Here is a 17406-nt window from a genome sequence, read left to right on the forward strand (position 1 = left end):
GCAGTCGGCTGCCGCCAGAACGAGAGGAGGCGGCGCTCCCGGTGGGAGCGCCGCCTCCTGCGTTCCGGTGGCCGCTACTTCGCGCGGCCGGCCTTGAATTTGGCGCTCACCCGGTTGAGGATCTGGCCGGCCAGAACCGGGTCGATGCCGTGCTCGGCGGCGAAGGCGTCCAGCGTCGCACGGGTCGGCGCCGGGGCGCTGCCGGTCGCCTGCACCTGCTGGGCCACGACGGTCTCGGCCGCGGCGATCGCCTGCGCAACCACGGGGTCGACGGGAGCCGATGCGGGCGCGGATGTCGGCGCGACGGGCGCCGCAAAGGGCGCCGCGGCCGCAACCGGCGTGGCCACCGGGGCCGGAGCCGCTGCCGGAGCCGCGGCGGGGGCCTGCGCCGGGGTCGCTGCCTGAGCCGGGGCCGCCTTCGGGGCGGCGGGGGTGCGCGGCTGTGTGACCAGCTCGGGCGCGACCAGCTCGGGTTCTGCGCGGGCGGGCGCCGGGGCAGCCGGAGCCTGCTTCTTCGCGGTGACCGTGCCGACGGACTCGGCCCGGCCGCGCCCGGCGGTGAGGGCGCCGCCCGCCGCGCCGCCGACGGCGCCGCTGACCACGGAGCTCAGCAGGTCGCGCACGCCGACACCCATCGTGGACTTGAGCACGGCGTCGACCTCGCTGAAGCCGCTCGCCACGTTCTTGGACAGCTGCGATGCGCCGTCGTTGGAGATGACGGTGAGCTGGTCGATGTTGCCCATCGGGGCGGCCAGCTCGTGGGCGATCAGCGGCAGCGACTCGATCATGCGCAGCTGGATCAGTGCATCGGACTGCTGGGCGAGGGCCTCGGCCGACAGGCGCGTCGCCTCGGCCTCTGCCTTTCCGCGAGCCAGGATGGCGCCGGCCTCCGCCTCGCCCTCCACGCGCACGGCCTCGGCCGCGGCGACTCGGGAGTCACGCGAGGAGTTGGCGGCGGCGACCGCCGCGGCGGCCTCGGCCTCGGCGGTGACCCGGATCCGGTAGCTCTCGGCATCCGCCACCGCGTTCACCTCGGACTCCAGCTCGGCCTTCTTCAGCTGCGCGCGCTTCTGCGCGGTGAGCTCCTGCTGCTGGATGATGTTCTGCTGCGCGGTCGCCTCGGCCAGCGGGCGGGCCGCCTCGGACTCGGCGGCGGCGCGGTCGGTGTCGAGCTTGAGCGCGGCCCGGCGCAGGGCCAGCGTGGCCTCCGCCTCTGCGACGGCCTGCTCGGCGGCGATGGCGGCCTGGCGGGCCTCGCGCTGCGAGGCGGCCTCGGCCACCTCGGCGGCGGCGCGCACCTTGGCCTGCTCCGCGCGACCGATGTCGTTGATGTAGTTGTTGTCGTCGGTGATGCCCTTGATCTCGAAGGAGTCGACGTCCAGGCCCTGATTGGCGAGCGACTCGCGGGCGGTGGAGAGCACCGTCGCGCCGAGCTCGTCGCGACGCTGGATGATCGTCATCACGTCGGTGGCGCCGATCGAGGCGCGCAGCGAGCCGGAGAGCACCTCCTGGGCGAAGGAGTCGATGTTCTTGTCCTGGCCGAGGAAGCGCTGGGCGGCGGCCAGGATCGAGCCGTGCTCCTCGCCGACCTTGACGATGGCGACCGCGTCCACGGTGATCGTGACACCGTTGCGGTCCTGGGCGAGGGCCGTCACCTCGATGGCGCGCGAGCGCAGCTCGAGCTTGTGCACCTTCTGGAAGAACGGGGTGATGAAGACGCCCTGGCCAACGACGATGCGCTGGCCGGATGTCTCGCGCGCCTGCCCGTCGACGATGGTCTTCTTCGACCGCTTACCGGTGATGATCAGGGCTTCGTCTGGGCCGGCATTCTTGTACAGGGTCTTGCTGTAGATAAGGGCGATGATCAGCACGAAGACGACGGCGCCGATGATGCCCGGAATGGGGCCGAACCAGAAGTCGAACACGGGGGTCCTTTCGGTGGGAGAGGGCCGGGACGACGGCGAGCGTGGCCCCCGGCACGTTCCCTCGCATCTTCTCAGCAAAAACCGCCGGGCGCGAGCTGCCCGGAGGGGCTGTCGCTCGCCGGAGGGACGTGACAGCCTTGGTGTGGGGGAGTGTGATGCGGGGGAGGAGGTGGCGAGATGAGTGAGCGGATAGTGGCGATCGAGCGCTGGTGGCCCCTGTTGGACGCGGACTGCAAGCATGAGATCCAGGCTGACCTCGATGCCGCGCTGGGTGCCAGGACGAGGGCCCAGATCGGCGAGATCGTCGGGCAGGAGATCGCAGAGGTGGAGTGGCTGTTGACCGCGGCAGAGAAGGAGTTCATCAGGACGCAGGGCGAAGCGGTCGACTGAGCTGCCCGGCGGCGTGCCTCGCCTTTTCGGGCGGCAGGACGCATGCTGTACTCATGGGATCCCTGGTGTACGGCGCGGGAACGAAATACGAGATGGACGATCGCACGCTCGCCCATGTCAAGATCGCCGTCGGCGGAAAACTCCGCCGCCAGGAGTCGTTCTACCTGAGCTGGGTGATTCCGTCCTCGGCCGGGTCCGGGCGCGTCAGCATCTGGCTGTCGCCCGCGATCCCGCTGCAGTTCCACTTCTCGACCCCGACGGCCCCACAACTGAACCGCGTCTGGGTGAAGGCGCTGGAGATGACCGCGATGAGCGACCGCGGCATGGTGGTGCTGCCGGAGAACGAGGCCGACGACTACATCCGCGACCACCCGCCGACCCTGCTGACCCCCTGAGGGCAGCGCCTAGATCACCTCTGGACGCCGGCGGGAGGCGAGATACGCCTCGGCGTCCTGCTCGTCGAGCACGAACATGCCGCCATCGCCGGTCGCCGACAGCTCCATGGCCCGCAGCCAGGAGGGGTTGAGGGTGGGGGTGCGGCTGCCGAGATAGTGGAACTGCAGGGCAATCGAGGGCGCGAGCCAGAGGCTGACCCGCTGCTCCGGGGTGCCGTCTGGCTGCCGCCAGCTCAGATAGAAGGCCTCCTGCCGGCGCAGCTTCGCCCCGACCGCCTCCTGGACATGGGCCAGCGCGCGGTCATCGAACTCATAGCTCTCGCCGGCTCCGTAGATGATCTCGCCCACCCGCCCAGCATGAACCCTGCGGCGGCCGATATCCAGCACATGAGGAAAAATCGCGTCGGCACGAGCGCAGCGCCCCGGAGCAGGGGCGGGCCGGTCGTGCCGGGCGACTCAGTCGTCGATGGTGTCGCGCAGGCGCGGAGCGTTGGAGATGTCGTGCGCCACGCGGCGGGCCTCGACGAGTGAGAAGTCGAGCCCGGCGCTGCTGAAGCGCGCCACCAGCTCGGCCTCGACAACCGCCTCGGGGCGACCGGTGAGATCGGCGCTGGTCTGGGCGATGATGCTCGCCACCTGCTCGGCCTCCGTCGGGGAATCCGGGTCGGCTGCGGCGAAACCCGGGGCAGGCGTGACGGCTGCTGCGGCTGGATCGGACACGATACTCAACTCCTCGCGCTGTGCGTCTTTCGCGACTTCTACGCTAGGCGAGTCGGCGGAGATTGGATAGGGTCCTGCCGAATTCCGGCGCGAGCCGATCCCGGCCGGAATCCTAGGTTTTTCGTAGTTTCCTCCAATCCACAGCCTGTGGACAACCCTGTGGAATTGGGTACGAAAACCCGGGAACTGTGAGGCGCTGCATGTGGAATGGGTTGTGGAGAAGGAGTTTGAACAGGGTGTGAGTGATTCGTCTCAATTCGCGCGATCGTCGAGAGATTCAGCTGAGATTCACCTGTGTGTTATCGAAATTTCATTCGGATTTCGTTGCGCATCCTCGCGTCGAGTGGCTCGAACGTGGCCTCGCCGGTTCGCGAGCGCGCGCTGCAGCATGGGCTCCGTGACGACGAGGCGCCAGCGGCCATCTCGCCGGGACCACCGCTCGAAGCCGAGCCGCTCGGCCAGCGCCAGAGAGCGGACGTTGTGCTCGTGGATGACGGCTGAGGCGCGCCGCGCCCGCACCTCCGTGAACGCGAAGCTGAGCAGGGCGCCGGCCGCCTCGAAGGCGTAGCCGCGGCCGGCCTGGTGCCGGTCAAGCAGCCAGCCCGCCTCCACCTCGCGCTCCGCGGCCGCCACCACCCGCAGGTGCATCGAGACGTCGCCGATCAGCACGCCGTCACGCTCCACCGCCAGCGCGAGGAAGTCGTCGGCGTGCTCGAGCACGGTGTGCGTGGTGCGCTTGGCCAAATGCGTGCGCGACTCCTCGCGGCTGCGCGGCGGCCAGGCGAGGTAGCGCACCGTCTCCGGGTCCGACTGGATGCGGAACCAGGCCTCGGCGTCGCGCGGGCTGTGGGGGCGCAGCAGCAGGCGATCCGTGCTGATCCACGGCGCGAGCGCCACCGGCATCCGCCGAGGAGCAAGCACGTCGCGCTCCGAGAGCTGCAGGCTGGGCAGGGTGGCGCCCCACGGCCGGCTGTCGGGGGGTGCGCCGGCGCTCCGGGGCGGGCTGAGTGTCATGGCGCACACGCTAGACGGTGTCGCTATGGCCCGGACATGGCTTTATTTGAAGCTTCTATGAATCGAATGTCTGCGCCGTCGTGCAGCCGGGGCTGTGCGGATAATGAGACGTGGATGAAGCAGGCAGCAGCTCGTCGCCGGTGACGGCGACGGCCCGCCGACGCGCCGTCTTGGCGCGCCTGCCGCGCCTGCACCGCGCCGACGGCAGCCCGATTCGGGTGCTGCTCGTCGACGACGAGCCCTCCCTGACCAGCCTCGTCAGCCTGGCCCTCGGCTATGAGGGCTGGCTGGTGGACGTGGCCGAGAACGGCCAAGACGCCCTGGCGCGCTACCGCGGCAATGTGCCGGACGTGGTCGTGCTCGACATCATGCTGCCGGACACCGACGGGCTCGAGGTGCTCCGCCGCATCCGCGAACTCGGCCACGGCACGCCGACCCTCTTCCTCACGGCCCGGGACTCCATCGACGACCGGATCATCGGCCTGACCGCCGGCGGCGACGACTACATGACCAAGCCGTTCAGCCTCGAGGAGCTGGTGGCCCGCCTGCGCGGCCTGCTCAGGCGGGCGGCCGAGGCGGTCTCGGCCGACGGGGAGGTGCTGGTGGTCGGTACCCTCGTGCTCGACGAGCGCAGCTACGAGGTGACCCGCGATGACCGGCCGATCGCTCTGACCACGACCGAGTTCGAGCTGCTGCGATTCTTCATGCGCAACCCGCGGCGGGCGCTCACCCGCACCCAGATCCTCGAGAACGTCTGGAACTACGACTTCTCCGGTCGCGCCAGCATCGTCGACCTCTACGTCTCGTACCTGCGCAAGAAGCTCGACGCCGGCCGGCCCGCCATGCTGCACACGGTGCGCGGTGTCGGCTACCTGCTCAGGCCGACCGAATGAGCGCGCCCAGCCGCCGGCGGTGGAGCCTGCGCGCCCAGCTCGTGGCCGGCACTGCCGCGGTGCTCGGCGCCGCACTGCTGGCCGTGATCGTGGTCGCCAGCATCTCGCTGGGCAACACGGTGCAGGCGGTTGTCGGCGCCCAGCTCACGGCCTCGATGTCGGCGCTGGAGCACTCCGTCGACAAATACCGCGGCAATGACACGCGCGGGCCGGAACTGGAGACCCCGCAGGAGGTGGCCAAGGGCTTCGGCAAGCCGCTGACCGACTTCGTCGGGCAGTCCACCAACACGCTCATCGCCATCGTGCAGGACGGCGAGGTCATCGATGCCAGCCGCTTCGGCGATTCCGGCGGCGAGGCGCTCTCCACCGAGCAGACGCAGGCGGTGGCGGCTGCCGCGGCCGCCGGGGAGGGCACCAGAGAGATCGACATCCCCTCGCTCGGGCACTACCGGGTGGCCGTGGCATCCAGCGCGCCGGGGGAGTACCTCGTCGCGGCCGTGCCGCTGGCCTTCTCCGACGCGGCCGAGGCCGGCCAGGTGGCCACGAACGTGCTCGTGGCGCTGCTCGCGCTCGCCGCGGCGGTGGCCAGCGCCGCCATCCTCGGCAAGCTGCTGTTCCGCTCGATGGAGCGGGTCGTCGAGGTAGCCGAGACGGTGAGCAGAACCCCGCTGGCCTCCGGCGACGGCGGCATCGCGGTGCGGGTTGACGCCGCAGATGCCGACCCGCGCAGCGACATCGGGCAGCTGGGTGCGGCGATGAACAGCCTGCTCGACCACGTCGACGACGCCCTCGTCGCCCGCGCGGCGGCCGACCGGCGCATGCGCCGCTTCGTCACCGATGCCAGCCACGAGCTGCGCACCCCGCTGGCGGCGATCCAGGGCTACGCGGAGCTCACCCGGCAGGAGAGCGAGCTGCTGCCGGAGACCACGGAGTACTCGCTGGCGCGCATCGAGTCGGAGGCGAAGCGGATGAGCTCGCTGGTGTCGCAGCTGCTGCTGCTGGCCCGGCTGGACGAGGGGCACGACCTGCAGATCGAGGAGGTCGACCTGGCCGACCTCGTGGACACGGCGGTGAACGACGCCCGCGCCAGCAGCCCGGAGCACGCGTGGCGCAGTGAGGTGCCGGAGTACCCGGTCATCGTCCTCGGCGACAGGGAGCGCCTGCACCAGCTGGTGGTCAACCTGCTCTCCAACGCCGCGCTGCACACGCCGGCCGGCACGACGGTCACGGCCGGGATCCGGGCGGACGGGGCATCCGCCATCCTGCTCACGGTGCGTGACACGGGCCCGGGCATCGACAGCGCCCTCATCCCAGTGCTCTTCGAGCGGTTCGCGCGCGCCGACACGGCGCGGACGCGCGCGGCGGGCGGGACCGGCCTGGGGCTGGCGATCGCCCACTCCATCGTCGAGGCGCACGGCGGCGTGATCACGGCATCGTCCAGCGCGGCCGGGGCCGTGTTCTCGGTGCGGTTGCCGGGGGCCGGCGATCCGGCCGCCCCGGCTCGCGCCTAGTCCTTGCCCTTGCCGGCCACCGAGACGCCCAAGGCGAAGGCGACCAGTGCCGCCGCCCCGACGACGACCCACGGGCGGTCCCGCATCTGACGGCGGAGGAACCCGGCCGTGTCGTCGATCACGTCGTTGCCGCCCGCGCCGCCGACGGTCTTCCTGACCTGGTCGTACACGTCATCGGCCTTGCGCTTGGCGCTGTCGGCGAGGTCGTCGGCTTTGCGCTTGGCGCTGTCGGCCAGGTCGTCGGCTTTGCGCTTGGCGCTGTCTGCCAAGTCGCCGGCCTTGTCCTTGGCGGCGTCCACGGCGTCCTCGGCCTTGTCCGAGGCCTTGCCAACCGCGTCGGAGAGGGCATTGCTGAAGTCATCGCTTGGCGAACTCATGGTTCCTCCTTGTGCGTCCGATGCCCGCGTCGGTCGAAACGGCCATGCGAAACACGCTAACCCCGATCTGCGGATTCCGGCAGGGGGTTTCTGACCCGGGGGTCAGAGGAGTGGCGCGAGATCCAGCTCTTGAAACGACTCAACCTCGGGGACCCAGCGCGTCGCGACGAACGCGGTGTGGGCGGGGTGGGCGTTGTAGGCGGCGTAGGCGGGCTCGTCGGCGAAGTCCATCGAGAACTGGAAGCGATGCGGACTGGCCGGGCTCAGCTGACGGGAGACCCGGAACCCGGTGACGCCGGGAATCGCGGCCAGGGTCGTGGCGGCATCCGCGAGGAATGCGCGTTCCTCGGCGGACCCGGCGGGGTGGCGCAGGGCAAAGCTCACGGTGTGTTGGATCACAGCGCTCTCGTCTCCTCTGATGTCGGCGCGGGCGCCCGCGCGCAGCTCGAGACTAGCGCGTGCTCGGCGAGTGAGGCCCGAGCGGGCCGGTGGCCGGGCCGGTGACCGGGGATCAGTGACCGGGGATCAGTGACCGGTGATCGGTGGCCGGGCTCAGCCCAGGCCGGAGAGGCCGCTGCCGATCAGCATGGCGCCGAGCACCAACAGCACGATCGCCAAGACGGCGGCGTTGTTGCGCACCAGCCAGCTGCGCGCCTCGGCCAGCGCCGGCGCGGTGCGCGCGCCGCCGATCGCCACGGTGAGCACCGGCGCCGCGACGCTCGCGCAGGCCAGCACCACGAACACCGCGCCGGCGAGCACCATCTCGCCGGCGCCGAGGAAGGCCCCGCCGATCGTGAAGCCGGCGCCGGCGGCGAAGGCGATCTCCTTCGGGTTGACCACGGTCAGCAGGAGCCCGAGGCGGAAGGCCGCGCCGGCCGCCATCCCGTCAATCGAGGCCATCCAGCCGGGCAGCTTCCCTTCCGCGTCGCCGCGCGGCCGCCCGCGCCACTTGAGCACCGCCCAGACGAGGAGCGCGGCGCCGAGCAGCAGGCGCGCGATCGCCGCGGGCACGGTGGAGCCGGCGGCGTCATCGACGAGGTCGGAGGCCCAGGCGAACACCGCGGTCAGCGCCGCGAAGGCCAGCAGCCTGGCCGCGAGGAACGCGAGCCCGCCGCGGGCCCCGACCGGGGCCATCACGAGCAGCAGGGCCGCGATGACGGGGAGCGGGCTCAGGGCGACGCCCACCGCGAACGGGATGATGTCACCCAAGACTTCGTACATGGTCGCAGGCTACTGCCTGCCGGCCCGCTCGTCCGTGAGCGACTGGGCCAGGCGCCGGCCGGCCTCGCGCAGCCAGTGGGCCGGCTCGGCCAGAGCCGCGGCGGGGGAGCCGGCCAGCTCGGTGAGCGAGAGGGCGCCGGCGAAGCCACCGCTCTGGGCCTCGATCGCGCCCGCGACGAGGAGGGCGGGGATGCCGGCATCCGCCGCGAGCCCGGCCAGGTGAGCGGGCACCTTGCCCGCCGCCGATTGGCTGTCGAAGCGGCCCTCGCCGGTGATGACGACGGAGGCCGCGGCCACGGCATCGGGCAGCCGCATCGCCTGCCCGACCGCCGCCGCGCCCGGCAGGATCGTCGCGCCCCAGTGCAGCAGGCCGAAGCCGGTTCCGCCCGCAGCGCCCGCGCCGGGGGTGTCGGTCCGGCCGGGCAGCAGCCGGGCCAGTCGGCGCAGCCCGGACTCGATGCCCTCGACCTGGTCGGGGTTCGCGCCCTTCTGCGGGCCGAACACGGCGGCCGCGCCGCGCGGCCCGAGCAGCGGGTTGTCGACGTCGGAGAGGATCTGCGCCCCGCCGGGCGGCAGCGGGCGCAGCCCGTCCAGGCGGGCCCGCGCCAGCTGGCCGAGGCCGCGGTTGCCGAGCCGGATCGGACGCCCGGTGGCATCCGTGAAGAAGGCGCCGAGGGCGGTGAGCGCGCCGGCACCGCCGTCGCTGGAGGAGCTGCCGCCGAGCGCCAGCAGCAGGCGGTGCACGCCGTGGTCGAGGGCGGCCGCGATCGCCTGGCCGAAGCCGAGGGTGTGCGCGTCCAGCGGGCGCAGCGGGTCGAGCAGGGTGAGCCCGCTCGTGTTGGCGAGCTCGACGACGCCGGTGCCGCCGTTCTCACCCGGCAGCAGCAGCCACTCCGCCTGCACCGGAAGGTTGTCTGGCCCCTGCACGGTGACGGGCATGCGGATGCCGCCCGGCACCGCCATCGCGAAGGCGTCGAGCGTGCCCTCCCCGCCGTCGGCCATCGGCATCAGCCGTAGCTCGTCGCCCGGGCGCACGGAGTCCCAGCCATCGGCGAGGGCGCGCGCGGCATCCGCGGCCGACAGGGTGCCCTTGAACGAGTCGGGGGCGATCACGACAGTCTCAGCGGTCACGGCACCCTCCTCCTGCTCCGACCCTACCGGCCTCCGCGGGGCCGGCCGCCGCGCTCGCGCGGCTCGCCGTCCTCCTCGGCGAGGGCGGCCTTCCACTCGCGGAAGCCGTCCTCGCTGCGGCCGCGGCGCCAGTAGCCAGAGATCGAGAGCTGCTCGCGGGCCAGACCGCGCTCCGTGCGCAGGTAGGGGCGCAGGCCGCGCATGACCTCCTCGGCCTCGCCGTGCACGAAGGCGTGCACGCGGCCGTCCAGCCACTCCACGCCGCGCACCGCGGCCTCGAGCAGGCCCTCCGCGGTGTCGCCGTCGCGGTGCACGAAGGTGACCGTCGCGTTCGCGGGCAGCGGCAGCTCCGGCTCGTGGGCGGCCGACTCGACGAGCACCACCACCCGGGCCACGGCGCCCTGGGGCAGCGCCTCCAGCGCGGCGGAGACGGCCGGCACGGCCGACTCGTCGCCGACGAGCAGGTGCCAGTCCGCCTCCGGGTTCGGCCGGTAGGCGCCGCCCGGCCCGTTGGCGATCAGGGTGTCGCCGACCTCGGCCCGCGCCGCCCACGGGCCGGCGATGCCCTCGTCGCCGTGCACGACGAAGTCGATGGCCATCGTGCCGGCCTCGACATCGGGGTACAGCGCCGTGTAGGTGCGGACGTCGGGCAGGAGCTCCGGGGCGACGGTGCCGCGCAGCGCGCGCACATCGACCTGGTCGCCGTAGTCGACGCCGGGCTTCGGGAAGACGAGCTTCACATAACGGTCGGCGAAGCCGCTCTCCGCGAAGGCGGAGAGGTCGGCGCTGTGCAGGTGCACGCGCCGGAGCGAGGGGGTGATCCACGACGTCCCGGTGACGGTGAAATGGGTGGTCGGCACGGCGGCTTCCTTCCAAGGGGTGTTCTCTCAATGTGGCACAGTTGCGGCGGCCGGGTGAACGGCCGCCCGGCCGGGGCGGGTCGGCCGGTGCGGGCAGCGCGGCCGCCCCGTGGCAGCCGTGCTGGTAAACTCGATCATCTGTTCGACCGCAGCTCTGGTCGAAGTGGTCACGTGCCCGCCCTCGTGCGGCCCGTGGTCCGAGGCTTGAAACCTCCGGCACCCCTCGTTCATCGAAGCCCGGAGGTTTCTCCCTTGTATCGTTCTTCCTCGCCCGCGACCGCGCCCGTGCCCACGGTCGACGCCCAGCACGCGAAGCGCTGGTGGGCGCTGGCCGTGCTCTCGCTCACCCAGCTCGTCGTCGTGCTCGACGGCACCATCGTCAACATCGCCCTCCCGCAGGCGCAGCTGGAGCTCGGCCTCTCCGACGGCCAGCGCCAGTGGGTGGTCACCGCCTACGCCCTGGCGTTCGGCGCCCTGCTGCTGCTCGGCGGGCGCATCGCCGACTACTGGGGCCGCAAGCGCACCTTCATGGTCGGCATGCTCGGCTTCGGCGCGGCATCCGTCTTCGGCGGCGTCGCCCAGAGCGGTATGGAGCTGATCATCGCCCGCGGTCTCCAGGGCGCCTTCGCCGCCCTGCTCGCCCCGGCGGCCCTCGCGCTGCTGACGGTCACCTTCACCCACGGCAAGGAGCGCAACACCGCCTTCGCGATCTTCGGAACCGTCGCCGGCACGGGCGCAGCGATCGGCCTGCTGCTCGGCGGCGTGCTCACCGAGTTCGCCGACTGGCGCTGGTGCCTGCTCGTCAACGTCTTCTTCGTCCTCGCCGGGCTGATCGGCGGCCTGCTGTTCGTCACCGAGTCCAAGGCGCCGGGCGAGAACCGCTACGACTGGGCCGGCGCGGTCACCGTGACGCTGGGCCTCGGCGCCCTCGTCTACGGCTTCACCCTGGCCGAGCACGGCTGGGCCGAGCTCGACACCATCGGCTTCCTCGCCCTCGGCGTGCTGCTGCTCGCGGCGTTCGTCGTGATCGAGTCGCGGGTGGCGCAGCCGCTGCTGCCGCTCCGCGTCGTGCTCCACCGCGTGCGCGGCGGGGCCTACCTGATCCAGGCGGTGATCGGCAGCGCCATGATCGGCGGCACCGTCTACCTCGCCTTCCACCTGCAGATCGTGCTCGGCTTCTCGCCGCTCACCGCCGGGGTCGCCTCCCTGCCGATGACCGTCGTCATCATGTTCTGCGTGCCCTTCATCACCAAGCTGCTGCCTGTGATCGGCCCGCGCCCGATGATGATCGTCGGGCCGCTCATCGCCGCCGTCGGACTGTTCTGGCTGAGCGGGATCACGGCAGACGGCAACTACTTCACGCAGGTGCTTCCCGGACTGGTGATCCTCGGCGTCGGCATGGCGAACCTCTTCGTGCCGGTGCAGAACCTCGCCCTGATCGGCGTTGCGCCCGAGGATGCCGGCGCGGCATCCGCCATGGCCAACTCCGCCAGCCAGATCGGCGGCTCGATCGGGCTCGCGGTGTTCACCGCCCTCTACTCCACGGCGGCCTCGGCGCAGGCGGAGCTGGACCCCACCGCGCCGCTCGCGGCCTTCACCGCCGGTTACTCGGTCGTGTTCGCCTCGGCTGCGGTCGCGATGCTCGCCGGTGCCGTGATCGCCGCGGTGTTCATCCGCGGGCGCAAGGAAGAGCTGATGCCGTTCGGCGAGGCATCGGCCGCCGTGCACGTCGGCTAGGAGCCGGCCGGGACGGCCTTCTTCGCGGCCTGCTGGGCCAGGACGCCGGGGCGGAGCGCCAGGAAGAGCAGCACCATGCCCACGGTGAGCAGGATGTGGCCGATCCCGGCGATGCCGGCGATCATCGCCGTTGACTCCTGGCCGAGCACGGTCAGCGAGCCGTGCCAGACCATCATGGCCGAGGTGATGACCACGCCGGCGTTGTAGGTCCAGAAGAACCATGGGAACAGCTTGCTCTCCGACATCCCGAACAGCTTCTCCAGCGCCAGCACGATCAGCAGCACGATGAAGCCGAGGGCGAGCAGGTGCGTGTGCACCAGGCCGAGCTGGGTGAACTGGCCGTCGGGGAAGTCGTTGGCCTTGGTGAACTCCCGGTAGAACAGGCCCGACGCAACGCCGAGCCCCATGTAGACGAATGCGGCGTAGAAGAGCTTGGTCATGGTGTTCCATCCATTCTGTCGGTGCAGCACTTCGGGGCGTGGGGTCAGAGCAGGCCGGTCTCCCGGGCGACGGAGACCGCCTTGGCGCGGCTCTCGACGTTGAGCTTGCTGAACAGGTGCACGAGGTGCGTCTTCACGGTCGCCTCGGTGACGAACAGCTCGCGGGCGATCTCGCGGTTGGAGGCGCCGGTGCCGAGCAGCCGCAGCACCTCCATCTCGCGCTCGGTGAGCCGGGGGCGGGGGTGCCGCATGCCGTCGACGACGCGCTTGGCCATCTCCGGGGCGAGCACCATGCCGCCGCGGGCGGCCTCCTTGAGCGAGGAGACGATGGTGGCCGGCGAGACATCCTTGAGCAGGTAGCCGGCGGCCCCCGCCTCGATGGCGCGCAGGATCTCCACGTCGCGGTCGAAGGTGGTGAGGATGATGACCGCCGGCGCCGGCTGCTGGGCGCGCAGCGCCGCGGTGGTCTCGACGCCGTCGATGCCGTCGCCGAGCCGCAGGTCGCAGAGCACGACATCGGGGTGCAGGTGCTCGGCCAGGGCGATGGCCTCCTCGCCGGATGCCGCCTCGCCGACGACCTGCACGTCGTCGCTGTTGTCGAACAGCGCGCGCAGGCCGGTGCGCACCACCGGGTGGTCATCCACCAGCAGAACCGTGATCGCCATCCCTAGCCCTCCGCCTTCAGGCCGCGCGCGAGCGGCACGTGGGCCGAGAGCGCGGCGCCCTCTCCCGGGGCGCTCTCCACGTCGAGCCCGCCGCCCAGCTCGCGGAGCCTGGCCCGCATCGAGTGCAGGCCGTAGCCGCCGCCCGCGGAGGTGCCGGCCCCCGCGTCCCAGGCGCGGGCGTCGAAGCCGCGGCCGTCGTCGACGATGTCCAGGCGCACCGAGTCGCCGGCATCCGCCAGGTTCACCACCACGCGGCTGGCCTCGGCGTGCTGGCGCACATTGGCCAGCGCCGACTGCGCCGTGCGCAGCAGGGCGACCTCCACGGTGGTGGGCAGCGCCGGCAGGCCGTCGTCGACGCGCAGCTCCGTCACGATCCCGCTCTCCTCGGTGAGCCGGTCGAGCATGCGCCGGAGCGCCCCGGCCAGGGCGACCTCCTCGAGCTCGGACGGCGCCAGGGCGGCGACGATGCGGCGCACGTCGACGAGGTTGTCGCGGGCGATGGCGTCGATCTGGGCCAGCGTGCGCGGCATCCGCTCGCCCTGCCCGTTCTCGTTCTGTGCGCTCTCGAGGGCGCCCGTCGCCAGCAGCGAGATGGAGGAGAAGCCCTGGGCGATGGTGTCGTGGATGTCGCGCGAGATGCGGGTGCGCTCGGCCTTGGCGCCAGCGAGCCGCTGGGTCTGGGCGAGCTCCTCCTGCAGCGCGGCCATCTCCTGCTGCGCCTGCACGAGCGAGGCCACCAGGCGCTGGCGCTCGCGCAGGTCGTTGACCAGCTCGACATAGCCGCGGGAGATGCTGAGCGCGAAGGTGCCGCCGAGCAGCGGCCCGATGATGGTGGCGTAGTTGGTGCTGCCGAACTGCAGGATCGGCGCCACCGTCACCACCGCGAAGATCGCGACGGAGAACGGGATCGCCCAGCGCAGGCGCAGCACGTAGCCCGCGAGCAGCCAGAGCGGGAACGCCAGCCAGATGAACTCGGCGGACGCCGCGACGGCCCCCACCCAGATGAGGGCGAGCCCGGCCAGCCACCAGCCGCCGACGTGGCGGCCCTGCACGCGGCCGGCCAGCAGGATGCCGCCGGCGTACCAGCCGGCGAAGGCGAGCGCCCCGGTCAGCACCGGCGCGAGCGGCACGGCGTCGACGGCGGCCCGCGTCGCCGCCACGACGATGAGCGCCGCCGTGATCAGGTGCAGGCCGATCTGCATCGAGCGGATGGTGGTGCTCAGGGCGCGCGGCGTGCGCTGCGCGTCCTGAGCACCCGCGCTACCGGGTGAGGACTGCGTCAGCGGAGTGCGTGCCATGCTCCGATTCTCCCCCGTCGGGTGCGTCGGCGGGGGCGTTGTCGACACCCCGGCGTGCCTGCGGCGGGCGGGACGGCCACCAGATGCGATCGCCGACCAGGCTGAAGATCGCGGGAACGATCACGGTGCGCACCACCAGGGTGTCGACGATCACGCCGAGCCCGACGATCAGGCCGAGCTGGCCGAGCGTGACCAGCGGCAGCATGCCGAGGGCCGCGAAGACACCGGCCAGCACGATGCCGGCGCTGGTGATCACGCCTCCGGTGCGCCCGACGGCGCGCACCATGCCCTGCTTGGTGCCGTGCAGTGCGGCCTCGCTCCGAGCCCGGTGCACCAGGAAGATCGTGTAGTCGATGCCCAGCGCGACGAGGAAGAGGAAGGAGAGCAACGGAACCTGCAGGTCGAGCGCGTCCTGGCCGAACAGCACCCGGCTGAGCCAGGCTCCGAGGCCGATGGCGGCGACGGCGCTGAACACGTTGACGACGAGCAGCAGCAGCGGCGCGACGAGCGAGCGCAGCAGCAGGAGCAGCACGAGGAAGCTCACCGCGAGCACCAGCGGGGCGATCAGCAGGAGGTCCTGCACGTTGCCGGCGCGGGCGTCGAAGTCCTCGGCCACGGCGCCGCCGACGAGGGCGTCCGCCCCGTCGACGCCGTGCACGGCCGTGCGCAGGTCCTCGACGAGGGCGAGGCTCTCCGGCGTGCCAGGGCCGGGCTCGCCGGTGACCATCAGCTTGCCGAGCGTGCCGTCCTCAGACTCGCCGAGCGGGGTGACCCGCACGACGCCGGGGATGTCTGCGGCTGCGCGCACCTCGTCGATCGCCCCGCTGTTGGCGATCACGATCATCGGCTGCGACTCCCCGGCGGGGAAGTGCTCGGAAAGGGTCTCGAGGCCGGCGGCGGACTCGGACGCGACCCGGAACTTCTCGGTCTGGTTCAGGCCGATCGAGGTGCCGAACAGGCCGGTGGCCATGATGGCCAGCAGGGCGCCGCCGGCGACGAGCGACACGACGGGGCGGGCGACGACGCGGGTGGCGACCGCGCCCCAGAAGCCCGGGCGGGTGCTGCCCGTGGCGGTGCCGCTCGTGCCCGCGGTGCTCTGCCCCGCGGTGGCTGCGCTGGGGCGCGGGACGAAGGGCCAGAACACGCGGCGTCCGCACACGGCGAGCAGCGGCGGCAGCGCGAAGAGCACGGCGGCGAGGGCGATCAGCAGGCCGACGGCCGAGGAGATGCCGAGGCCGCGGGTGCCGGGGATGACGGCGAAGACGAGGGTCAGCAGGGCCAGCACGACGGTGACGTTGGAGGCGAGGATGGCCGGGGCGGTTCCGCGCCAGGCCGCGGCGAGGGCGCGGCGGTGGTCGTCGGTCTTCAGCAGCTCCTCGCGGTAGCGCGAGATGAGCAGCAGGGCGTAGTTCGTGCCGGCGCCGAACACGAGCACGCTGATGATGCCGGCGTCGAACTCGAGGCCGAGCGCGGTGCCGACGGCGTTCGTGGCGAGGCTGGCGCCGCGGTCGGCGATCGCCACGACCGTGAGCGGGATCAGCCACAGAACGGGGGAGCGGTAGGTGAGGATCAGCAGCAGGGCGACGATGCCGATGGTCACGAGCAGCAGGGTGAAGTCGGCGCCCTCGAAGGAGGCGGCGATGTCGGCGCCGAACGCCGAGCCGCCGGTCACCTGCGCGGTGATGCCGTGGATCGGGTTGTCGGCGAGCTCGGCGCGCAGCGCCTTCACGGTCTGGGCGGTCGCCGTGTTGTCCTCGCCGAGCGTGATCGAGGTCTGGATGACGGCCGCCTGGCCGTCCTCGCTCGTGAACGGGCGGGAGGCCTCGTGGCCGGTGACGGCGTCGATGCCGGGCACCTGCGCGGTCAGCGCCGCCATGTCGGCATCCGTCAGGGCGCCGCCGTCATCGCGGGTCGCGACGATCAGCACCGAGCCCTCGTCGCTGCCGGCGAACTGATCTGCGAGGGCCTTCACCTGGGCCGACTCGGAGTTCGCGGGCGACGCGGACACGCCCGCCGGGGCCTCGGCCCCGCTGAGCATGCCGAACAGGGCCACGATCGCGAGCAGCACGAGGGTGAGTGAGACCCAGGCGCCGCGGCGTGAGGTCAGGCGCTCGGGAAGAGAGGAACGGACACGCGAATCAGACATGCTTCCAGTGCACCAGCCGGCCGCATTTCGCGAATCGCGCGGCCGGTTGAACTCCTCCTCAACCCTTTGGTTGAGACGGATGCCGGGTCGCCCCGCTCAGGCACCATCGACTCCCCAGAAAACGTGCCAAAACTCCCGGTTTGGCGCGTTTTCTTGCTTCTCGATTGGGTGGGCGGGGTGGGTCAGCTGCCGGCGGGTGTGCCGAGGTCCAGCGTGGCCAGCACGGTGCGGCCGGCTGGGTGCGCGCGCGGGGCCATGTCGACGACGGCCAGCTGGCCGAGCGTCAGCAGTTGGCCGGGCTCCACCCGGCGGTCCTGCTTGACGGTGACGTGCGGGCGGTAGCCCGGCCCGGTGAACGCGGGTTCGTCCGGCTCGGTGGCGAAGGGGAGCACGGCGGCGCGCAGGGCGCGGTGCAGCGCGGTCAGCTCGGGGTTCTCCTCCAGCACCGTGACCGGCACGTTGTGCCGCCGGCCGAACAGCTCGTCGGCCCCGGCGGTGGCGGTGATCGCCGGCAGCCCGACAGAGGCGTCCGCGAGCGCGCGGGCGATCTGCTCCGGCTCCGCCGTGGTGAGGAACGGAGGCAGCACGGTCACGTGCAGCGGCCAGCTGTGCACGGCGAAGCTCTCGCCCACCGCGAGCGGGGCAAGCGGCAGCACGATGACGAGGCGGGACATGCGCCGATT

19 protein-coding genes are annotated in these 17406 nt (G+C 72.0%); 5 read left to right on the top strand and 14 right to left on the bottom strand.

Annotated elements, in window-relative coordinates:
* Positions 1 to 74: 74 nt before the first annotated feature.
* Complete coding sequence (locus tag BLT62_RS01570) at positions 75 to 1925, bottom strand: flotillin family protein (RefSeq protein WP_172829602.1); 1851 nt, start codon at positions 1923 to 1925, stop codon at positions 75 to 77.
* 177 nt (positions 1926 to 2102) lie between these two features.
* On the opposite strand from BLT62_RS01570, the gene BLT62_RS17575 reads away from it, so the two are divergent.
* Both BLT62_RS17575 and BLT62_RS01575 read left to right on the top strand, forming a co-directional pair.
* Positions 2103 to 2315, top strand: a complete 213-nt coding sequence (locus BLT62_RS17575; RefSeq protein WP_172829603.1) for a hypothetical protein — start codon at positions 2103 to 2105, stop codon at positions 2313 to 2315.
* Positions 2316 to 2368: 53 nt separating this feature from the next.
* Positions 2369 to 2710 carry a DUF7882 family protein gene (locus BLT62_RS01575; protein ID WP_083362477.1) on the top strand — a complete coding sequence of 114 codons (342 nt, stop codon included), beginning with the start codon at positions 2369 to 2371 and terminating at the stop codon, positions 2708 to 2710.
* A 9-nt stretch (positions 2711 to 2719) separates the two neighbouring features.
* Here BLT62_RS01575 and BLT62_RS01580 read toward each other — a convergent pair whose 3' ends face one another.
* The 3 genes from BLT62_RS01580 to BLT62_RS01590 form a co-directional block, all read right to left on the bottom strand.
* Positions 2720 to 3058, bottom strand: a complete 339-nt coding sequence (locus BLT62_RS01580; RefSeq protein ID WP_083362478.1) for a DUF7882 family protein — start codon at positions 3056 to 3058, stop codon at positions 2720 to 2722.
* A gap of 108 nt (positions 3059 to 3166) precedes the next feature.
* On the bottom strand, positions 3167 to 3430 hold the full coding sequence (locus tag BLT62_RS01585; protein WP_083362479.1) for a hypothetical protein: 264 nt from the start codon (positions 3428 to 3430) through the stop codon (positions 3167 to 3169).
* Between the two features lie 288 nt (positions 3431 to 3718).
* Complete coding sequence (locus tag BLT62_RS01590) at positions 3719 to 4444, bottom strand: GNAT family N-acetyltransferase (RefSeq protein WP_231919302.1); 726 nt, start codon at positions 4442 to 4444, stop codon at positions 3719 to 3721.
* A gap of 140 nt (positions 4445 to 4584) precedes the next feature.
* On the opposite strand from BLT62_RS01590, the gene BLT62_RS01595 reads away from it, so the two are divergent.
* Positions 4585 to 5337 (top strand): response regulator transcription factor, encoded by a 753-nt coding sequence (locus BLT62_RS01595; RefSeq protein ID WP_083362481.1) that lies wholly within the window; start codon positions 4585 to 4587, stop codon positions 5335 to 5337.
* Entirely contained in the window at positions 5334 to 6848 is a 1515-nt protein-coding gene (locus tag BLT62_RS01600; protein ID WP_083362482.1) for a sensor histidine kinase, read from the top strand. The genes BLT62_RS01595 and BLT62_RS01600 overlap by 4 nt, the downstream gene beginning before the upstream one ends.
* On the opposite strand, the gene BLT62_RS01605 is transcribed toward BLT62_RS01600, so the two are convergent.
* From BLT62_RS01605 to BLT62_RS01625, 5 genes are all read right to left on the bottom strand, one after another.
* Positions 6845 to 7225, bottom strand: a complete 381-nt coding sequence (locus tag BLT62_RS01605; RefSeq protein ID WP_083362483.1) for a YtxH domain-containing protein — start codon at positions 7223 to 7225, stop codon at positions 6845 to 6847. The genes BLT62_RS01600 and BLT62_RS01605 overlap by 4 nt on opposite strands.
* 102 nt (positions 7226 to 7327) lie before the next feature.
* A complete protein-coding gene (locus BLT62_RS01610) occupies positions 7328 to 7624 on the bottom strand; it encodes a Dabb family protein (protein WP_083362484.1) in 297 nt (98 codons plus the stop codon).
* Between the two features lie 153 nt (positions 7625 to 7777).
* Positions 7778 to 8446, bottom strand: a complete 669-nt coding sequence (locus BLT62_RS01615) for a GAP family protein (RefSeq protein WP_083362485.1) — start codon at positions 8444 to 8446, stop codon at positions 7778 to 7780.
* 9 nt (positions 8447 to 8455) lie between these two features.
* Positions 8456 to 9577 carry a glycerate kinase gene (locus tag BLT62_RS01620; protein ID WP_083362486.1) on the bottom strand — a complete coding sequence of 374 codons (1122 nt, stop codon included), beginning with the start codon at positions 9575 to 9577 and terminating at the stop codon, positions 8456 to 8458.
* A gap of 23 nt (positions 9578 to 9600) precedes the next feature.
* A complete protein-coding gene (locus tag BLT62_RS01625) occupies positions 9601 to 10437 on the bottom strand; it encodes a siderophore-interacting protein (RefSeq protein WP_083362487.1) in 837 nt (278 codons plus the stop codon).
* A gap of 252 nt (positions 10438 to 10689) precedes the next feature.
* On the opposite strand from BLT62_RS01625, the gene BLT62_RS01630 reads away from it, so the two are divergent.
* Complete coding sequence (locus BLT62_RS01630; protein ID WP_231919303.1) at positions 10690 to 12174, top strand: MFS transporter; 1485 nt, start codon at positions 10690 to 10692, stop codon at positions 12172 to 12174.
* Here the strand turns inward: BLT62_RS01630 and BLT62_RS01635 are convergent.
* The 5 genes from BLT62_RS01635 to BLT62_RS01655 form a co-directional block, all read right to left on the bottom strand.
* The gene (locus BLT62_RS01635; RefSeq protein WP_083362489.1) at positions 12171 to 12614 is read right to left on the bottom strand and encodes a DUF2871 domain-containing protein; all 444 of its coding nucleotides are present in this window, start codon (positions 12612 to 12614) and stop codon (positions 12171 to 12173) included. The genes BLT62_RS01630 and BLT62_RS01635 overlap by 4 nt on opposite strands.
* Before the next feature lie 44 nt (positions 12615 to 12658).
* Complete coding sequence (locus BLT62_RS01640) at positions 12659 to 13279, bottom strand: response regulator (protein ID WP_083362490.1); 621 nt, start codon at positions 13277 to 13279, stop codon at positions 12659 to 12661.
* A 2-nt stretch (positions 13280 to 13281) separates the two neighbouring features.
* Positions 13282 to 14577, bottom strand: coding sequence for a sensor histidine kinase (locus tag BLT62_RS01645; protein WP_083362491.1), 1296 nt, complete (start codon positions 14575 to 14577; stop codon positions 13282 to 13284).
* Positions 14540 to 16723, bottom strand: a complete 2184-nt coding sequence (locus BLT62_RS01650; RefSeq protein WP_083362492.1) for an MMPL family transporter — start codon at positions 16721 to 16723, stop codon at positions 14540 to 14542. The genes BLT62_RS01645 and BLT62_RS01650 overlap by 38 nt, the downstream gene beginning before the upstream one ends.
* A 182-nt stretch (positions 16724 to 16905) precedes the next feature.
* Complete coding sequence (locus BLT62_RS01655; RefSeq protein ID WP_083362493.1) at positions 16906 to 17397, bottom strand: 2'-5' RNA ligase family protein; 492 nt, start codon at positions 17395 to 17397, stop codon at positions 16906 to 16908.
* Positions 17398 to 17406: the final 9 nt, after the last annotated feature.

Source organism: Microterricola viridarii (genome assembly GCF_900104895.1).
In the GTDB taxonomy this organism is placed as follows: Bacteria; Actinomycetota; Actinomycetes; order Actinomycetales; family Microbacteriaceae; genus Microterricola; species Microterricola viridarii.